This is a genomic window from Nocardia sp. NPDC046473 (assembly GCF_040645995.1).
Lineage (GTDB): Bacteria > Actinomycetota > Actinomycetes > Mycobacteriales > Mycobacteriaceae > Nocardia.
Window position 1 is genome coordinate 817,573 of record NZ_JBEYZJ010000003.1, and the last position, 16,302, is coordinate 833,874.

17 protein-coding genes are annotated in these 16,302 nt (G+C 64.2%); 8 read left to right on the top strand and 9 right to left on the bottom strand.

The features are described 5' to 3' along the window. On the bottom strand, positions 1 to 618 hold the full coding sequence (locus ABZ942_RS13935; RefSeq protein ID WP_357381664.1) for a hypothetical protein: 618 nt from the start codon (positions 616 to 618) through the stop codon (positions 1 to 3). A 210-nt stretch (positions 619 to 828) separates the two neighbouring features. Between ABZ942_RS13935 and ABZ942_RS13940 the strand changes: the two genes are divergently transcribed. Continuing rightward, on the top strand, positions 829 to 1,764 hold the full coding sequence (locus ABZ942_RS13940) for an alpha/beta fold hydrolase (protein WP_357381666.1): 936 nt from the start codon (positions 829 to 831) through the stop codon (positions 1,762 to 1,764). Between the two features lie 181 nt (positions 1,765 to 1,945). Beyond that, positions 1,946 to 2,485 (top strand): hypothetical protein, encoded by a 540-nt coding sequence (locus ABZ942_RS13945; RefSeq protein ID WP_357381668.1) that lies wholly within the window; start codon positions 1,946 to 1,948, stop codon positions 2,483 to 2,485. An 81-nt stretch (positions 2,486 to 2,566) separates the two neighbouring features. Here ABZ942_RS13945 and ABZ942_RS13950 read toward each other — a convergent pair whose 3' ends face one another. Continuing rightward, positions 2,567 to 3,157 (bottom strand): hypothetical protein, encoded by a 591-nt coding sequence (locus ABZ942_RS13950; RefSeq protein ID WP_357381669.1) that lies wholly within the window; start codon positions 3,155 to 3,157, stop codon positions 2,567 to 2,569. 157 nt (positions 3,158 to 3,314) lie between these two features. Between ABZ942_RS13950 and ABZ942_RS13955 the strand changes: the two genes are divergently transcribed. Both ABZ942_RS13955 and ABZ942_RS13960 read left to right on the top strand, forming a co-directional pair. Beyond that, positions 3,315 to 3,791, top strand: coding sequence for a DUF3237 domain-containing protein (locus ABZ942_RS13955; protein ID WP_357381671.1), 477 nt, complete (start codon positions 3,315 to 3,317; stop codon positions 3,789 to 3,791). A 456-nt stretch (positions 3,792 to 4,247) separates the two neighbouring features. Next, the gene (locus ABZ942_RS13960) at positions 4,248 to 5,654 is read left to right on the top strand and encodes a peptidoglycan DD-metalloendopeptidase family protein (RefSeq protein ID WP_357381673.1); all 1,407 of its coding nucleotides are present in this window, start codon (positions 4,248 to 4,250) and stop codon (positions 5,652 to 5,654) included. Between the two features lie 103 nt (positions 5,655 to 5,757). Here the strand turns inward: ABZ942_RS13960 and ABZ942_RS13965 are convergent, their stop codons facing one another. The 3 genes from ABZ942_RS13965 to ABZ942_RS13975 are packed head-to-tail and all read right to left on the bottom strand — an operon-like array spanning position 5,758 to position 8,095. Beyond that, positions 5,758 to 6,135 carry a hypothetical protein gene (locus ABZ942_RS13965; protein ID WP_357381675.1) on the bottom strand — a complete coding sequence of 126 codons (378 nt, stop codon included), beginning with the start codon at positions 6,133 to 6,135 and terminating at the stop codon, positions 5,758 to 5,760. Positions 6,136 to 6,169: 34 nt separating this feature from the next. Continuing rightward, positions 6,170 to 7,798, bottom strand: a complete 1,629-nt coding sequence (locus ABZ942_RS13970) for an alpha/beta hydrolase (RefSeq protein WP_357381676.1) — start codon at positions 7,796 to 7,798, stop codon at positions 6,170 to 6,172. Between the two features lie 6 nt (positions 7,799 to 7,804). Further along, positions 7,805 to 8,095 carry a hypothetical protein gene (locus ABZ942_RS13975; RefSeq protein WP_357381678.1) on the bottom strand — a complete coding sequence of 97 codons (291 nt, stop codon included), beginning with the start codon at positions 8,093 to 8,095 and terminating at the stop codon, positions 7,805 to 7,807. Between the two features lie 369 nt (positions 8,096 to 8,464). Here ABZ942_RS13975 and ABZ942_RS13980 point away from each other — a divergent pair, with 369 nt between their 5' ends. Beyond that, positions 8,465 to 8,941 (top strand): hypothetical protein, encoded by a 477-nt coding sequence (locus ABZ942_RS13980; protein WP_357381680.1) that lies wholly within the window; start codon positions 8,465 to 8,467, stop codon positions 8,939 to 8,941. A gap of 31 nt (positions 8,942 to 8,972) precedes the next feature. On the opposite strand, the gene thrS is transcribed toward ABZ942_RS13980, so the two are convergent. Continuing rightward, positions 8,973 to 10,484, bottom strand: coding sequence for a threonine--tRNA ligase (gene thrS, locus ABZ942_RS13985; RefSeq protein ID WP_357381682.1), 1,512 nt, complete (start codon positions 10,482 to 10,484; stop codon positions 8,973 to 8,975). Here thrS and ABZ942_RS13990 point away from each other — a divergent pair. Then, positions 10,483 to 11,439, top strand: a complete 957-nt coding sequence (locus ABZ942_RS13990; protein WP_357381684.1) for an undecaprenyl-diphosphate phosphatase — start codon at positions 10,483 to 10,485, stop codon at positions 11,437 to 11,439. The two genes, thrS and ABZ942_RS13990, sit on opposite strands and share 2 nt — an antisense overlap. Positions 11,440 to 11,460: 21 nt before the next feature. Here ABZ942_RS13990 and ABZ942_RS13995 read toward each other — a convergent pair whose 3' ends face one another. The 3 genes from ABZ942_RS13995 to ABZ942_RS14005 form a co-directional block, all read right to left on the bottom strand. After that, positions 11,461 to 12,069 (bottom strand): dihydrofolate reductase family protein, encoded by a 609-nt coding sequence (locus ABZ942_RS13995; protein WP_357381686.1) that lies wholly within the window; start codon positions 12,067 to 12,069, stop codon positions 11,461 to 11,463. A 71-nt stretch (positions 12,070 to 12,140) separates the two neighbouring features. Further along, complete coding sequence (locus tag ABZ942_RS14000) at positions 12,141 to 12,983, bottom strand: helix-turn-helix domain-containing protein (RefSeq protein ID WP_357381688.1); 843 nt, start codon at positions 12,981 to 12,983, stop codon at positions 12,141 to 12,143. 28 nt (positions 12,984 to 13,011) lie between these two features. Continuing rightward, positions 13,012 to 13,791, bottom strand: a complete 780-nt coding sequence (locus ABZ942_RS14005; RefSeq protein WP_357381690.1) for a hypothetical protein — start codon at positions 13,789 to 13,791, stop codon at positions 13,012 to 13,014. Positions 13,792 to 14,050: 259 nt separating this feature from the next. On the opposite strand from ABZ942_RS14005, the gene ABZ942_RS14010 reads away from it, so the two are divergent. Both ABZ942_RS14010 and ABZ942_RS14015 read left to right on the top strand, forming a co-directional pair. Continuing rightward, a complete protein-coding gene (locus ABZ942_RS14010; protein ID WP_357381692.1) occupies positions 14,051 to 15,124 on the top strand; it encodes an acyl-CoA desaturase in 1,074 nt (357 codons plus the stop codon). Between the two features lie 178 nt (positions 15,125 to 15,302). After that, a complete protein-coding gene (locus tag ABZ942_RS14015; protein ID WP_357381694.1) occupies positions 15,303 to 16,223 on the top strand; it encodes a class I SAM-dependent methyltransferase in 921 nt (306 codons plus the stop codon). Positions 16,224 to 16,302: the final 79 nt, after the last annotated feature.

Below are 16,302 nucleotides of genomic sequence, written 5' to 3' on the forward strand. Positions count from 1 at the left end.
TCAGCCGACACTCCTTTTCCGGCCGCGCGCCTCGGCCTGGCGGACCGGCGATGTCGCCTCGAATTCGGCGTTACCGCTGAGCGCGACAACCGAGGCGAGGATGCCGACGCCCGCGATCGGAATCAAGTCGAGGGTGAGCAGCGGCGCCATGGTGCTGATCGCCATCACCACCGGGCTCCACCACGGCAGCCGGCCGGCCCGGGCGAGCAGCACGGTCAGCACGATCAGGCCGAGAAAGAACAGCGGCGGCCCCACGGTGTAGAACGTCGGGCGGACACCGGGAATGGCCGAGAATTCATGACTCAGCCTGGACATCTCCGCTTTGTCCGCGGCCAGCGCGGCGAACACGATATCGGCACAGAACTGAACAATCGTCGTGGCCAACCCGACCAGGGTGACGATCACCGTGCCGGTCCGCCATTTACCGTGCGGCAGTAAGCGTTCCATACCGAGCACCGCGGGGACGAACAACACCATGCCGATAAGGCCGACGATGTGTCCGGCCTGCCAATCGATGCCGGGTCCGTACCTGCCATCGGACAGCCCGAACAGCCGAATCACTCCGTATCCGGAAAAGCACAGCGGCGCGGAGATCAGTAGCACTCCAGGGTTTTTCACGGTGCCAAGCCTTGCAGGATTCGAGGCGTCGGGCCTCCGGGAAAACCCTGGCTTCGGGCGGAGAAAACGTGAAACCTTTCCCGCCACTCCGACAGCATGTTTGCCACGCATTCGCTCCAATGGTTCCATGAGGCCGCAGCACCTGGTGACGAGATTGGCGTCCGATTTGCCGAGCAGAGCTGTTTTGCTGGCGAAAGGAGCCGTGTCTCGATGCGTGGATCACGTCGGTATCGCTGGGGGATCAGTCTGACCGTGGCACTGGCGGTCACGGGAATGGTGGCGGCCGTGCCCGCTTTCGCCGAGGTCGTCGAGGATGGCAGCGTCGCGCCGACGGGAGCCAATGATTGGACGTGTGTCCCGAATGCGAAACGGCCGGAGCCGGTGGTGCTCGTGCATGGGACCTGGGGCAATCAGAACTCGTGGGATACGTTGGCCCCGGAGTTGAAAGCGCTTGGCGTGTGCGTATTTTCGCTCAATTACGGGCATGCGCCGTTCAGTATTCGCGGTGCGGCTCCCGGCGTGTTCGGCACCGCGGATATTCGCGCGTCCGCCAAAGAACTGGCGGCGTTCATCGAGCGGGTGCGCGGGGTCACCGGTGCGGCGAAGGTCGATATCGTCGCGCATTCGCAGGGCGCGCCGCTGACGCGACAATATCTGCGGTTCGACGGGGGTGCCAATCGCGGCGATCCGAGCCGCAACAAGGTCGATCACCTGGTCACCATCGCCGGGACAAACCACGGCACCACGGCCGATGGGCTCGGCTTTCTCCTACCGTCGGGCAGCGCGTCCGGGATTTCGGACGGCGTGATCGCCAGAGTGCTCGGCACTTCGGCGGCGCAACAGTTGACGGGCAGCGAATTCATCCGCACCCTCAACGCGGGCGGTGACACCGAACCCGGCGTGCATTACACGGCGATCGCGACCCGCGTCGATCATGTCGTCACGCCGCCCGAGGCGACCTTCCTGCGCGCGGGGCGCGATGCCACCGTCGAGAATCTATGGGTACAAGACCTATGCCCCACCGACACATTCCACCACGGCATCCTGCCCGATTCCCCCGCCGTCGGTTATCTGGTGCATCGGGCCCTCGGCCTGCCTTTCGCCGGCGATCCATGCCCCGCGCCCAGTGCCGAACAGTCGCCCTGACGCGCTGTGGGCGGCCACTGCGCCGACCCCCGACGCGAGGGGTCGAAACCAAACCGAAAATATGCTTTGAGCAGGGGAAACGCCTAATAGACAGGTATCACCCACCAGCGCATCATGATCTTACGTCCGGTGCCGTTTGTCGGGGGAACGTCAAAGGAAACCCGCACGGATTGGAAAGACCATGTTTATCAAGAAGTTGGTGGCGACCGCGATATTCGCCATAGCGGCCACTGGAATCACGATGGCGACGGCACACGGCGAAGCGGAATTGGCCGATATCAGCGTCAGCGGAACGGACGGCTCGGTCGGCTACACGACGACGCTCGCGGCCGATCATTCACAAGCCCTGGTCACCTTGGCCTCCGGCAGATTCGTCCTGACGCCGGACGCGGTTCAGGTGGTCGCGGACGACGGCGCCGTCATCGGCGCGATTCCCACGACACTGCGGGCCGAGACGGGCCAAATCATGTCCGTCACACCGGCATTGACCAGTGATACCGCGCTGACCCTCACTCCGGTGGGCGGCCCGACGGTCGCCGCGACCAGCTCGCATGACCTGCCGTTCGTGCACACCGTCGGCGGTGGCGGCGCCATCCTCGCGGGCGCGTTCGTCGGCTGCCTGGTCGGCATTCTGATCGGAATCTGGTTCTTCTTGGTCGGCGCCATCCTCGGCTGCGCCATCGGTGCCGCCATCGGCGGATTCATCGGCGCGGTTTCGTGATCCACGGGTGACGAAGCCCCACGAGAGGTAAAACGAAAGGCCCGTGCTCATTCCGAGCGCGGGCCTTCGCCTGTGCGACCGCTAAACGCAGTATTCGCAGGTTCCATTGGCGGGCAGTTGAATAAAGCACTGGGAACACACCGCCGGACGGGTCGGCTGCGGCTTGGTTTCGACCTGCGCGACGATGCTCGGCGCGCGGCGCCCGGCCACCTTGGGCGTGAGCGGCGGGACCGCCATGTCGGCGGGCATTGCGGCACCGTGGAACTCGTAGCACTGCCAGCGGGCGTAGGCGGCGTGCAGCTCGAGGTCGTCCGGGATCGGCAGTCCGGCGAGTTCGAGCACGTACTTGTAGGTGTCGCCGACCGTATGGTTCTGCCGCACGCAGAGCGCGGTGAGCGGCGGCTCCCCCGCCTTGTGGCAGCGACGCGCGATCTTGCGCAGGATGGCATCCATCCAGGTGCGCGTGGGCGCCCCGGTGTGCACGCCGGACACCTCCTGCACCCGCTCGGCCAGCTCTTCCACCGTGATGAAATGCCCGTACCCCGTGGCGATCTCGGACAGTTCCGCGTGCGCGGCCAGCGCCCAGGCCACCGTCGCCTCCCGCAACGACACCGCGGCGCCGTCACCCGCCCGCCATGCTCCCGCCGTCGTGGGTACCGAATTGCTGATCACCTGATCAAGTTATCGCGCGAGGCCATGAAAAGACCAATGCCCGACGTGTACTCGAGTGATCTCGGCGGCATCTCGACCCTTGACGTATACATACGTACGGCCGTACTTTTAAATGGTGACTACAGATACAGGCCAAGACACGACAAGAGACCCGCGAGTGCGAGACGTCGGCGAGGTTCGGACGACGCATCTGCTCGACGTAGTCGTCGACTTGAACCCGCCGCTGGACATGGGCGTCGGCCCGTTCGGTCGGCGGATTCTGTTCGGTGCGGCGAGCGGGTCGTTCGAGGGGCCGAGGCTGCGCGGCGAAGTGGTGCCGGGTGGCGGCGACTGGACACTGTTCCGTCCCGACCGGGCGATGACGGTTGACGTCCGGCTCACGCTGCGTACGCACGACGATGCATTGATCCATATGTCATACGGGGGACGGTGGATTGTCCCACCCGAACTTCGTACCGATATCGCCGATCCTGTCGAAAGTCGCCGGATAGACCCTGCTCGCTATTATTTCCGAACCGCACCACTTTTTGAAACCGGGGCGGAACAATACGCATGGTTGAACGATATCGTATGCGTCGGATCGGGATATCTGATCGAAGGCGGGGTTGCTTATAAAGTTTCCCAAGTTCTCTAGAATATCCTTACCGCCATGCCAACCGAGGGCCAGCGCGGGGCGCACGCCGGAGAGGAGCCCTCGAGGGCGGCGGATCTGAGCTCAACCCACCGGCACGCGCAAGGCGATCCACGCATGACTGCATAATTTCTATTATGCACAGAAGATATCAAAGCCAGGGATTCGTCATTATTGAATCCCTGGCTTAACTCTATTTATAGAATGGCTAACCTATCCGCCCTTCGCTAATCGCCTAGCCTACACTTTCGGCTGGGAAGTGGGAATCCGATCCGGCAAGCGTGACCGATACGTTATATGCCGAGGCCCGCTTCCGGAGGCCGTTTCGGCCCTCGATAGACGATTATCACGACCGACGGAGAAAGTTGCCTCATCTTGAGATCGATCAATCCACGCCGTGCCCGACGTTGGATATTCCCCAGTGCAGTCAGCACCCTCGTCCTCGCGACCGTCATCGGCTTGACCGTCACCATCGGCCCCGTCAGCGCGGAACCCACCGCGGACGGCCTGGACGACGCGATCACCGACACCCTCGCGACTCAACCAACCCCTAAGTCCGCCACCAGCGACAAGCCTCCGGTCATCGACCGCATCCGCAGCGACGGCGAATGGGTCTTCGGCGCCGCGACCGTGCCGCAGGACACGGAGAGCGAGGAAACGCCGAAATCCACGCTATATGTCGCGAAACTCGACGACGAAGGCGATTGGTCGGTCGCGCTGGAAGGCACGCCCGAGTTCGGCAGCATGGTCAGCGAGGCCCCGGAATCGGTGGTGAGCGGCGGCGAGAAGGCGGCTTTGACTGCGCCACAACCACGTTCGGGAAACACCGCGCTGTCCCTGCCGTGGAAACAGGGGCAAGCCTGGTTCATGGGTGGCGGACCGCACGGCATCAGCGGCACCAGCCGGCCGTACAACTCGGTGGACTTCAACGGCGGCGACGGCCGGGTGATGGCGCCCGCGGCGGGCCGGGTCTACAAGACCTGCGTGCGCAATGGCAGCGCCGAGGTGAAGATCGTGCACAACAACGGCTACACCACCTCCTACTACCACATGACCGACGTCATCGGCGCTGCCGACGGCACCGAGATCGCGGCCGGTACTTACCTGGGCCGCACCGGTACTCAGCTGCCGTGCGGCGGGTTCGCCAGCGGCGCGCATGTGCACATGTCGCTCTACAAGGGCTCGCAGCCGGTGCCCGTCAACGGCGTGACCCTCGGCGGCTGGACCTTCCACGAAGGTCCCGAGGCCTACGGCGGATACGCCGAGCACGAGGGCCAGCAGGTGCGCACCGGCGGCAGGTTGACCAACTTCGGCGGCGGGGACAATTCGACGCCCACCCCGACGGACCCGAAACCGCCGACCAATCCCAAGCCGACCGATCCCAAGCCGCCGACGAACCCCAAGCCGACCGATCCGAAACCGCCCACGAACCCGAAACCGACCGACCCCAAACCCAATCCGACACTGGCCAAGGGCACCGTCCGCCCGTATCCCGACCGCAATCGGAACGTCAACCTGAGATCCGGCCCCGGCACGCGGAATTCGGTCGTCGGCACGGTCCGTAACGGCGACGTCGTGACGATCACCTGCACGGCCCGCGGTGAGCGGCTCAACGGCAAGTGGGGCGCCACCGATCTGTGGAACAAACTCGACAACGGCAAGTGGGTCAGCGACGGCTTCCTCGAAACCGGAAGCAATGGACCGGTAGCGCCCGCATGCCAGCAGAACGAACCGCCGAAGCCGCCCCGCGGAAAGCCGAACACCGAAGAAACGGAGGAAGAAATGCCTGACGATGGTTGGACCGAAGATGAATGGCCTGGCGACTGGGCCGACGGCGATTGGACGGACAGCTGGTGGACAGAATGACGAATGAGCCGCGGCCGAACAGCTGATCCGATCGGTTCGGTGGAGGCGTCCGGCCTCCACCGAACTAGGTCCGATGGTGAATAACTATGGGCCCGTCACTATTTCAGTCCCTGGGCTGCTCATAGACCGACCATGATCGGCGTTCGTCGTAGCGCTCGTCTTGTCGGTCACCGTAGCGCCGCTCGGCTTCCAAGCGTGCCGAATTCGCCTCGGTGAAGGTGCGCACGGAGCGAAAGCGCGAGTCCGCGTTCAACTCTCGCATCGCCGCCGCCACCTGAGGCTCCTTATCGCGCAGTGCCGCCTGATAGGCCTCGATAATGGTCCAGGCGTTCGGCACATCGACGGACAGCAGGCGATTCTCGGCATCGACCGTTACCCGGACGCCGCGCACCAGGCCGATGCCCCTGACCTGTCCCATCGCGTACTGAGCGCGCTGAACTTTGCGGCCCAACTCTTCGAAATCACTGTGCTGCTCAGACATTCGCGTAACCCGCCCGGGTCGGAAGATGTGACGGTCAACTGATGGGGCCACTGTCGGTGACGATCTTGCCGACGTTGTCCATCGCCCGATTGTCGGGATCCCAGTAGTGGTTGTGTGCGGCGCCGTCATAGCCGAGGAAGCCGTCGCTCGGGCCGTCGGAGGAGAATTGGTTCGCGAAGCGTTCCGATTCCGTCGACGTGCCGTGCGTTTCCGTATCGGCCGCGAGCCTGATCGGATCGCTCGGTGCGGTTGTCGCGTACAGATGGTTGTGCACGTCATCGGAATCGACACCCACCAAACTGATTTCCGACGCGCGATTGACGTCGACGCCGGGGCTGGCGATGAAGATGACTTTGTCCGCGTCGAGTGTATGTCCGTTGCTGGCCGCATTTCCGATGGCCGTCGTACCGTAGCTGTGGCCGACGACGACATCGGTCGCGCGTGCCCCCTCATGGGTGACCCGTAGCCCGGCCTGGAATGAGTCCAACGGCGCGGCAGCGGCTTTCGCCATTTCACTACCTGCGGCGTCGGACAACGTCTTCGGCGTCTCGTATCCGTACCAGGCAACGGCCGATGTCTGGCGTGACGGGTCGGCCCGCTGGGCGGCCAACCGCATCGCGTCGGCGCTGTTGACGCCGGCATCGATGCCGCTGAGCCTGGAGTTCATGCCGGGGACGAAGGTGACCACATTGCCTGCGGTGTCCGGGTTGTGTAGCGCGATCGCGGCATGGCCCTGGTCGTCGATCAGGGACAGCAGTCGTGGCACGCCGTCCTTCATCCTGATCTCGCTCTTGACCTTGTCGTATCCGGCTATCTGCTCCTTCAGGCCAGCCACCTGCGACTGCCACTTCTCGACCGCTTCGGTGCCCGCCTGCGGTGGGTGCGCGAGCAGGCCGTCGAGCTTGTGCTGCGCGTCGGCCCGCAGATAGTTGAGGTTCTGCCGGTTGTAGTAGTCGCGATCCACCTGCGGAATACCGTCGCGGTTTCCGATGAAGTGGTCGTGCTGGAAGAGCGCGTCCTTCTCGGCGGGTGTCAGCTTCGCCCAGAAGTCGTGCAATTGCTTCGGGTCCGTCGGCAGCTGTGCGCGACCGGTGAGAATATCCTGCACTGCCGCGCTGAGCGGTGCGCCGTCCGGCGCCTTCTGATATCCGGCCAGCTGCTGCAGATCGGCGGTAATGGCTTGGGCGGCTTTGTTTTCCAAGTCGCCGAAGTCGACCAGGAAGGCTTTGATGCGCGATTGCAACCACGCGGCCTGGTCGTTCACCAGCTGCTGGATGAAGTAGGAGCTGAACGAGTTGCCCGGCATTTTCGGCGGGGTGACATTGCCCTGGTCGTCGACCGTCATGCCGGCCCCCGGCACTTCCTTCTCCACGGCGGTCAACAGGGGTGTTCGGACGGCTGCCAGCTGGGTACCGAAAGTGTTGTAGCGGTCGCTGATCGTCACCACCGAGCTGCCGATATGGCTGCCGGCCAGCTTGTGCGACAGGGCCCGCGCCGAGGCCGAGGAGGCACCCGCGCCGTGCCACGTCTGCATCGCGGTATCGACGTCACGGTTCATCTGGTCGAGGCGCTCGGTGAAGATCGAGTTCCGCTCGGCGAGGTGTTCGCCGAAGGCGACCATGGTGTCGGGCTGGCAGGCGCGCACATGACTGATGGTGGTCATCGGAGACTATTGGCCGTTGACGTAGCGGTGAAAGTGTTCGGCGAGTACATGTTCCATGTCCTCGTACGTTTGCACTCCGGCCTTCGCCACGTCGGACATCTGATGGATCTCACCACTCATGAAGCGGTAGGTCGTCTTGACGGTCTCTCTGGTTTGCTCGAAGGCCTTGTGGATCGGACCGTCGGACATCCACACGGTGACGGTGTGTTCGATCGCGGCGATATCGTCGGCTTCCTTGGTGAGCTTGCCGCTGAGGCCGTGCAAGTTGTCCAGATCCACCTGGAGCAGGTCGGTCACCGATCCTCCTGTTGAACAAATGATCCGGCGGACGCGGGTAGCAGATCGCCTCGACATTACCTCGAAAACGACGTTCGGCAGGCCCACAGTTCAAGGGGCATTCACATATGAAAATTGTTGGAGCAGTGAACAATTGGAGAATATTTGGCGTCTTGGGTTGATTGCCGCGCCGGAGGTGTGATCGGCCCGAGCCGACCGTGAGTGAACAGACCCGACAATGCGGCGACTCCCTCGATTGTGATACGTGGCACATCGCGTCAGCAGGTGCTACAGTCGGCACCAGCAAACTTTTGGTAATCGCAATTTTAGGATGTGAGCCGCATGCAGAATCTCGCCATCCGAGCCCTACCAGGCATAGGAGCACTCGTCGTGGCCGCCACATTCGCGGCACCGGCACAAGCCGCGCCGCCCGCCAACGCCCAGCAAGCCCAGGACGCCTGCATCGACTACCTGCTGCAGACCATCCGAGCCATGCCCGAGGGCACCTACCTCGAGGCGCAACCGGACCCCGGCCGGCCGACCTCACCGGGCGGCGTCCTACCGACCGGGACCGGCAGCGCCATTTTCCCCCGCGCCGAGTACTACTCCATCAGCTACAAAGTGCTGGGCGACCCATCCCCGTCGCTATTGGACGACACCGAATCCGCGTGGAACACCATCGGATGGGCGCCGAACCGAAAGCCGCCATACCCCAACGGGGTCGTCGCAAGTCAGGCCTATCCCGCCGACGGATATCTGCTCAACACCACATTCGCCGCCGTCGTCACCATGTCATGTGAAACAAACCAGACCTTTTCCGGTGGCGGACCCGCCGCCGCCCCGGCCCCGTGGACCCTCGTCCAATGATCTAGCTGGGCCGGGGCTGGTCCGATGGGGATCAGTCAGACCACAGGCGGGTGTCGTTGCTCTCGATCAGTGCGCGGATTTGTGCGACGGCATGGTCGATGGCTTGGGCCGGGAGACGGCGTCCATCTCGTAGGCGCACCGCCACCTCTCCGTTCGCGGTTTCAGCCGGGCCGAGGATGAATTGGTATGGCACCAGTCGGGTTTCCCGTATCCGTGCCCCCAAACTTCCCGATGCAGCATCCACAACCTGGACACGCAGGCCCGCTCGCAGGCATCGGTCTCGCAACTCCGCGGCAGCCGATTGCTCAGCATCGGAGATCGGCAGCACTGCCACCTGAACCGGGGCCAGCCAGGCGGGGAAGGCGCCGCCGTGCTGTTCGATCAGCTGGGCGATCGCGCGCTCGACACTGCCGATGATGCTGCGGTGCACCATGACCGGACGATGTTTGGCGCCGTCGGCACCGGTGTAGTGCAGGTCGAACTGCTCGGGTTGATAGAAGTCGACCTGCACGGTGGACAGGGTCGATTCGCGGCCTGCGTGATCGATCACCTGGACGTCGATCTTCGGGCCGTAGAATGCGGCCTCGCCCTCGATTGCCTCGTAGGGCACTCCGGATCGGTCGAGCACCTCGCTCAGGATCTTGCTTGCCCGTTGCCACATCTCCGGTGCCGCAACATATTTGCCGCCCGCGCCGGGCAGTGACAGTCGGTAGCGGGCATCGCTGATCCCCATGGCCCGATACGCGGAGCCGATCAATGCCAGCGCGCTGGCGGCCTCGTCGGCGACCTGGTCGAGGGTGCAGAAGATGTGAGCATCGTTGAGTTGGATGCACCGTACTCGGGTCAAACCGCCTAACACTCCGGACAATTCAGAACGGTACATCCCGCCCAGTTCGGCCATCCGCAACGGAAGTTCGCGGTAGCTGTGCGCGCGGGACCGGTAGATCACCGCATGATGCGGGCACAGACTCGGGCGCAGCACCACCTGCTCGCTGCCGATGTCCATCGGCGGGTACATGTCGTCGTTGTAATGTGCCCAGTGTCCGGATATTTCGTACAGCTCGCGTTTTCCGAGCACCGGCGAGTACACGTGCCGGTAGCCCGCCTGTCGTTCCGCGGTACGAATGTATTCCTCGAGGCTGTGGCGCACGATCGCGCCGTCGGGTAGCCAGTAGGGCAATCCGGCTCCGATCAACGGGTCGGTGTCGAACAAGCCGAGTTCGCGGCCGAGCTTTCGGTGGTCGTACATGGAGGTCTCCTCGTAGTCGAGGGACGGATGACCACAGCGAAAAGCCCCGGGCATCCGCCCGGGGCTTTTCGCAGAACAGGATTCAGCGCGCCGGGACGTTATCCGGCGTCGTGGTGGACTGGGCGCGCTGCATGCCGGGGACGTTACACCCGCGACGTTCGCGGGACAACCGAATATCGGCCCGGTTTCATGATCGACAATGGGTCCCCGAATCGGACGAAAGTTACTGAGAGAAGGCCGATTCAGGCATATCGGTCGATGCGCGGGCCTCTGTGGAGTTGCCGCCGGGTGCATGCGAAACTCGTTCGCGATGCTCACCTACTTTCAAGCGGCTGTCATCGGTGCGGTGCAGGGTGTCACCGAACTGTTCCCCATCTCCAGCCTCGGGCATTCCGTGCTGGTTGCCGCCTGGCTCGGCGGGAGTTGGCAAAAACTGGTCAGTCCAGGCGAATCCGGCACGGGCACACCGTATCTGGCTTTTGTCGTGGCCCTGCACGTGGCGACGGCGCTCGCACTGATCGGCTACTACTGGCGCACCTGGTGCAGCATCGTCGCCGGTCTCGTCACCATGGTGCGGACCAGGCGCCTCGACACCGTCGCTCAGCGGATGGCACTGCTGATCGTGATCGCCACCCTCCCCGTCGCCATCCTCGGACCATTGCTCGAACACCCACTACACGAGCTGTTCGCGGCCCCCATCTGCGCCAGTATCTTCCTGGTGCTGAACGGTATCGTCCTGATCATCGGCGAGGGACTACGCCGCCGCAACGAACCAACCCTCGCCGAATACGGCCGCCGATTCGCCCGACAACAAACCCGCACAACACTTCTCACCCTCGAAGCCCCACCCCGCCGTCAATCCGACCGCCAACTGGCCGCCCTCGACATCCGAGACGCCGTCGGCATCGGCTTCGTCCAAGCCGGCGCCCTGGTAACCGGCTTCAGCCGAGCGGGCCTCACCATGGTCGGCGGCCTCTGGCGCGGCCTGGAAAACGACCACGCCGCCAAATTCGCCTTCCTCCTGGCCACCCCCGCCATCCTCGGCGCAGGCCTACTCGAACTACCAGAACTATTCGGCCCCGAAACCCACGGCATCCGAGGCCCAATCCTCTTCGGCGCCATCATCTCCGGCCTCTCCTCCTGGCTGGCCGTCCGCTTCCTGGACCGCTACTTCCAAACCCGCACCCTCCTCCCCTTCGCCACCTACTGCATAACCGCCGGCCTACTCTCCATCGCCCACTTCAGCTGAAAGACTGCGCTCGGCAAGGACTTAGCGGCGGACCTTGAACTTCAGGTGGAGGACTCCCTTGCCCTGGATGACGACGTGGGGGTCTTCCAGCAGGTGTTGTTCATCGATGCTGCCGAAATAGCGTTTGCCTGAGCCGAATATGACGGGGACTACGTCCATTGCTACCTCGTCTATGAGGCCGGCGACGAGGATTTGGCCGCCTACCTCACCTGCGTTGACGGCGACTGTTCGGTCGCCGGCGAGTTCTTTGGCCTTGGCGATCGCGGCGGTGACGTCGTCGACGAAATGGTAGGAGGCTTCGGGGTGCCAGCCTTCGGGCTTGGGGCGGTGGGAGACCACTACTACGTGCTCGCCTGCGGGTGGGCGACCTTCCCAGCCGTTCACGAGGTCGAACAGGGTGCGGCCCATCACGATTGTGCCGATCGTCGCCCAGATCGAACTGACGTACTCCGCTGATACTTTCGAGGCTTTGAAGCCGTTGTCTGAGCCGGAGTGATCGAACTCCTGGTCTCGGTCGGAGATCGGGGTGTCTCCGTTGAAGTACCAATCATGGAGTGGGCCGACGTCATCGTTCTTGTCGGCGATGAAGCCGTCGACTGACACCACGTTGTGCATGATTACTGTGCCCACTGGTTCTCCTCGGGTCTCTCGGGTATTCGCTCCGATCTTGTCGCCTCGCGGACGATCGGGCTTGTAAAAAATCACTCGGCGGGCATCGGACCGCCGTCGGGCGGGAAATCCTGGTCGGCGGGGAAGCGGCGGCGCAGGGCCAGGTACTCCGTCGGGGTGTGGCCGGTGAAGTCCTTGAACTCCCGGCTGAAGTGGGCCTGGTCGAAGTAGCCCGCCGTGTGTGCGAGCTGCGCCCAGTCGACCGGCCGCACAGCATCCACGGACAGGATCAGCTGTGCGAAGCGGTAGATCCGCGCTACCCGCTTCGGGGTGACCCCGACATGTGACTTGAACTGCGCGGCAAGATGATTGACACTCACCCCGGCGGCATCGGTCAGCGCGCCGACCGGGACGGCGCCGTGCGATGTCGCCAGACGTCCGCCCGTGTACTGGACCAGGTCGAGACCGCGTGCTGGCGTCTCGGCAAGTCGGGAGCGCAGTTCCTGCTCCACCACCCGCAGCGTCTCGGCGGCCGAGGTGAGGTCGCCGACCTGGTTGCGGATCCGGTCCACCGACCGTTGCCAGACCGCGTCGACCGGCACCCATCGGTCCCGCAGCTCGCTCGCGGAGATGTCGACGAACGGCGAAATCCCCCAGGGTTTGAAATGCACCCCGACGAGCCGCACCCATTCGGGGTACTCGAACAGGAAACGCCTGGTCCAGACACCCATGAACCACCCGTCGGTGAACGTCGCCGGCGGCACCGAAGGGTCGGAATCCCACAGCCGGGCGGGTCCGCCCAGGTTGATGTACAGGTGGGCCGACGGCATCGGCGGGACGATCATCCGGCGGTACCGCGGCACCCCGGTCAGGCAGTAGATGTCGTCGATGAATCGGTCGAGCGGCGCGGCAGGCACCTGGCCGACGTAGTGCATGGACTCAGTGTGCCGCGCCACGCGAAGCTCAGCTTTCCTTCTCGTCGAGTACCCGCAGCAACGTGCGGAAGTACTGATGGGTCTCGGACAGTTCTGGAAAGTTCGCACGTATTTCCGCGGCCGTCATTTCCGGCGCATCGAGCCGGGTAATCCACACAACGGTCGGGATGACAGCGGCGTCCAGGTACGCCGAGAGCTTGTGGTGACCATCGATGACGAACCCGCTCATCGGAAACCGGCTGATGGTCCGCAGCGCGATAACTGCCGGGCGTACGCCATCGGCGATCAGCTCTCGATACCGTTCGACCGCGGCGTCGTCGGCCGGCGGCCAATCCTCGGTCGGCACCAGATAGGTCGAATCGTCCGGCCCCGGATAGAACCAGACAGGCTCGTTCGGTTCGGCGCGGACGACAGCCACGTCGGCGACAGTGGCCCAGCGTTTCCGCACAGCCTGCGGATACTCCGGCCACAATGGCTCCGGGCCGCGAAGTTCATAGCGCCCCGGAGTCAGCAGGTGCAGCAACGGCTGCAACACCTCACCGAGCGACGCAGTCGCCTCGGCCGTGATGGTCAACTTCCGCAGCGCGGCCATGGCCTCGGGTCGTGGTGGCCGAGACGCGGCGCGGGCGATCAGCCTGCCGACGGTGCCCTCATAGGCGGACGTATCGAGATCGGCGACCTCGCCCCCGATGCGCAACAGACAGTGACTACTCCACCCGCCGGGCAGGTCGAGAGGATGCCCGACGCCGCGAACGTCGATCACCCCGCTGCCCTCGGTAACAGCGATCTCCTCGATCCGACTGCTCATAGCTACTTCATAGCAGACCTGGTCACGCACGCTGACGGTGCCAAACCAGCTGGATGCGCCAGCCGGTAACCCGGCCCCGCCGCGGCCGTCCGATCTCACTCCACAGTCCGATTCCATGTGATACCAAGGGATTACAGGGAACGAGAATCCGACCGATAGCTTCGAGTCATCGCACTCGGCGCCCCGATCGGAATATCGACCGGCCTGGCATCGTCGACGGACGGAGGTGGCGTCTCCGACTCAGCTCTCAGGAAGATAAATGACGACACCTGTCTCGGTCCCCCTGTCACGTCCACGGCGCGGCGCTGACGGTGATTACGCCCGTCTGATGCGCCGGATCTCCGAAGCGGGGCTGATGAACCGCCGTCCCTTCTACTATGCCGTCCGGCTCAGTCTCGTCGGTATCGCGTTCGCAGCGGGTTGGGCTGCGTTCGTGCTGATCGGCGATTCGTGGTGGACACTGCTGGTCGCGGGGTTCATGGCGGTGACGTTCGCGCAGATCGCACTCGTCATGCACGATGTCGCACACCGCCAAGTCTTCCGGCTCCGGCAGCCGACCGAGCTCGTGGGACGGCTCGTCGGCAACGCGGGCATCGGCCTCGGCTACGGCTGGTGGCAGGACAAGCACACCCGCCATCACGCCAACCCGAACCACGAGGAACTCGACCCCGATGTCGCGCCCGACATTCTGGTCTGGTCGCAACGGCAGGCACGGTCCAGCCGTGGTTTGGTTCGGCTCATCGGGCGGGCGCAGGCCTTCCTGTTCTTTCCCCTGCTGTTGCTGGAGGGCCTGAACCTGCATGTGGCCGGTGTCCGCGCGCTGAGGAATCGATCGGTCAAACACCGTGGCTGGGAGGGCGCGCTGCTGTGCGGCCACTTCGCCGGCTATCTGGTCGCACTGTTCGCGGTGCTGCCCGCGGACAAAGCGTTCGCGTTCATTGCGGTCCACCAAGGCCTCTTCGGCCTGTACATGGGCTGCATCTTCGCCCCGAACCACAAGGGCATGCCGACCTTGACCGGCGACGAGCGCCCCGACTACCTCCGTCGCCAGGTGCTGACCTCCCGCAACGTCCGAGGTGGCGCGTTGACCGACCTCGCCCTCGGCGGGCTGAACTATCAGATCGAGCACCATCTGTTCCCGAGCATGCCGACGCCGAACCTGCGCCACGCTCAGGTGATCGTCCGCGACTACTGCGCCGAAATCGGTGTGTCCTACCACGAAACCGGGTTGATCTCCTCGTACCGCGAGGCGCTGAGCCACCTGCACCACGTCGGCGCACCCTTGCGTACTCCCGATCGACACCCGGATTCCGACGTGCCACAACACAATTGATGAACCCTGGCCGAAGTTGTCGGACCCAGCCGCTATGTTCAACGGCACGACCCGCACCATCGAAAGCTCCGGAGTGGTGTAAATGCTTACCGCTCAGCGGAATTCGAGTGTCGGATGCGTTACTTCCGAGCGGATCGAGGCGTTCCCGAAGGCGAGTCCAACGAAGGGCAGGCAGCACATGACTTCCACCAGGCATGACGGAGACACCTGGGACCTGGCATCCAGCGTCGGCGCGACCGCGACCATGACCGCGGCGGTCCGGGCGATAGCGACCCGCGCCGATCGGACGCTCATCGATGATCCGTTCGCCGCACCGCTCGTCCGGGCGGTCGGCATCGACCTGCTCACCCGGCTGGCGACCGGTGAATTGCCACCAGATGGCTTGGTGGAGCAGGTATCGATCGACGTAGGCGTGGTACGTGCCAAGTTCTACGACGAGTTCTTCCTCGATGCGACGAACGCGGGTATTACCCAAGCCGTGATCCTCGCTTCCGGGCTGGATTCCCGTGCGTACCGCCTGCCCTGGCCGTCCGGGACCGTGGTGTATGAGCTCGACCAGCCGCAGGTCATCGAATTCAAGACCCGCACACTGGCCGAGTTGGGCGCCGCACCCACCGCCGACCGCAGAGTGGCCGCAGTCGATCTGCGCGACGATTGGCCCGCCGCGCTGCGCACCGCCGGATTCGACCCGGCCCGGCCGACCGCATGGAGCGCCGAAGGCCTGCTGGGCTACCTGCCGCCCGACGCGCAGGACCGGCTGCTGGACACCGTCACCGAACTCAGCGCGCCGGGCAGCCGGGTGGCCACCGAAAGCAGGCCCAACCAGCAACCCGGCGACGAGGAAAAGACGAAGCAACGCCTGGACCACATCTCCGAAAGCTGGCGTGCACACGGCTTCGATCCCGACATGACCAGGCTGCGATATTTCGGCGCGCGCAACGAAGCGGCTCCCTACCTGATCGGCTGCGGCTGGACGCTGAACGAAGTCAGCGTCCGAGATCTGTTCGCCGCCAACAACCTTGGACCACTACAAGACGACGACCTGCACACGGGCGACGTGCGGTACGTCAGCGGCATCCTCAACGAGACCACGAAGTAGGAGCCATCACGCGTGCGTTTGGCGTAGCTGTTCCACCCGGTTGGCGCGGTCGTTCAATTGTGCACCGGGTTGACCTTCC

Excerpts from the sequence above, each read along its gene's own strand:
- ABZ942_RS13945 (WP_357381668.1), top strand. The coding sequence starts at position 1,946 with ATGTTTATCAAGAAGTTGGTGGCGACCGCGATATTCGCCATAGCGGCC.
- ABZ942_RS14000 (WP_357381688.1), bottom strand. The coding sequence starts at position 12,983 with ATGCACTACGTCGGCCAGGTGCCTGCCGCGCCGCTCGACCGATTCATC.
- ABZ942_RS14005 (WP_357381690.1), bottom strand. The coding sequence starts at position 13,791 with ATGAGCAGTCGGATCGAGGAGATCGCTGTTACCGAGGGCAGCGGGGTG.
- ABZ942_RS14010 (WP_357381692.1), top strand. The coding sequence starts at position 14,051 with ATGACGACACCTGTCTCGGTCCCCCTGTCACGTCCACGGCGCGGCGCT.
- ABZ942_RS13970 (WP_357381676.1), bottom strand. The coding sequence starts at position 7,798 with ATGACCACCATCAGTCATGTGCGCGCCTGCCAGCCCGACACCATGGTC.
- ABZ942_RS14015 (WP_357381694.1), top strand. The coding sequence starts at position 15,303 with ATGACTTCCACCAGGCATGACGGAGACACCTGGGACCTGGCATCCAGC.
- ABZ942_RS13990 (WP_357381684.1), top strand. The coding sequence starts at position 10,483 with ATGCGAAACTCGTTCGCGATGCTCACCTACTTTCAAGCGGCTGTCATC.
- ABZ942_RS13965 (WP_357381675.1), bottom strand. The coding sequence starts at position 6,135 with ATGTCTGAGCAGCACAGTGATTTCGAAGAGTTGGGCCGCAAAGTTCAG.
- thrS (WP_357381682.1), bottom strand. The coding sequence starts at position 10,484 with ATGCACCCGGCGGCAACTCCACAGAGGCCCGCGCATCGACCGATATGC.
- ABZ942_RS13940 (WP_357381666.1), top strand. The coding sequence starts at position 829 with ATGCGTGGATCACGTCGGTATCGCTGGGGGATCAGTCTGACCGTGGCA.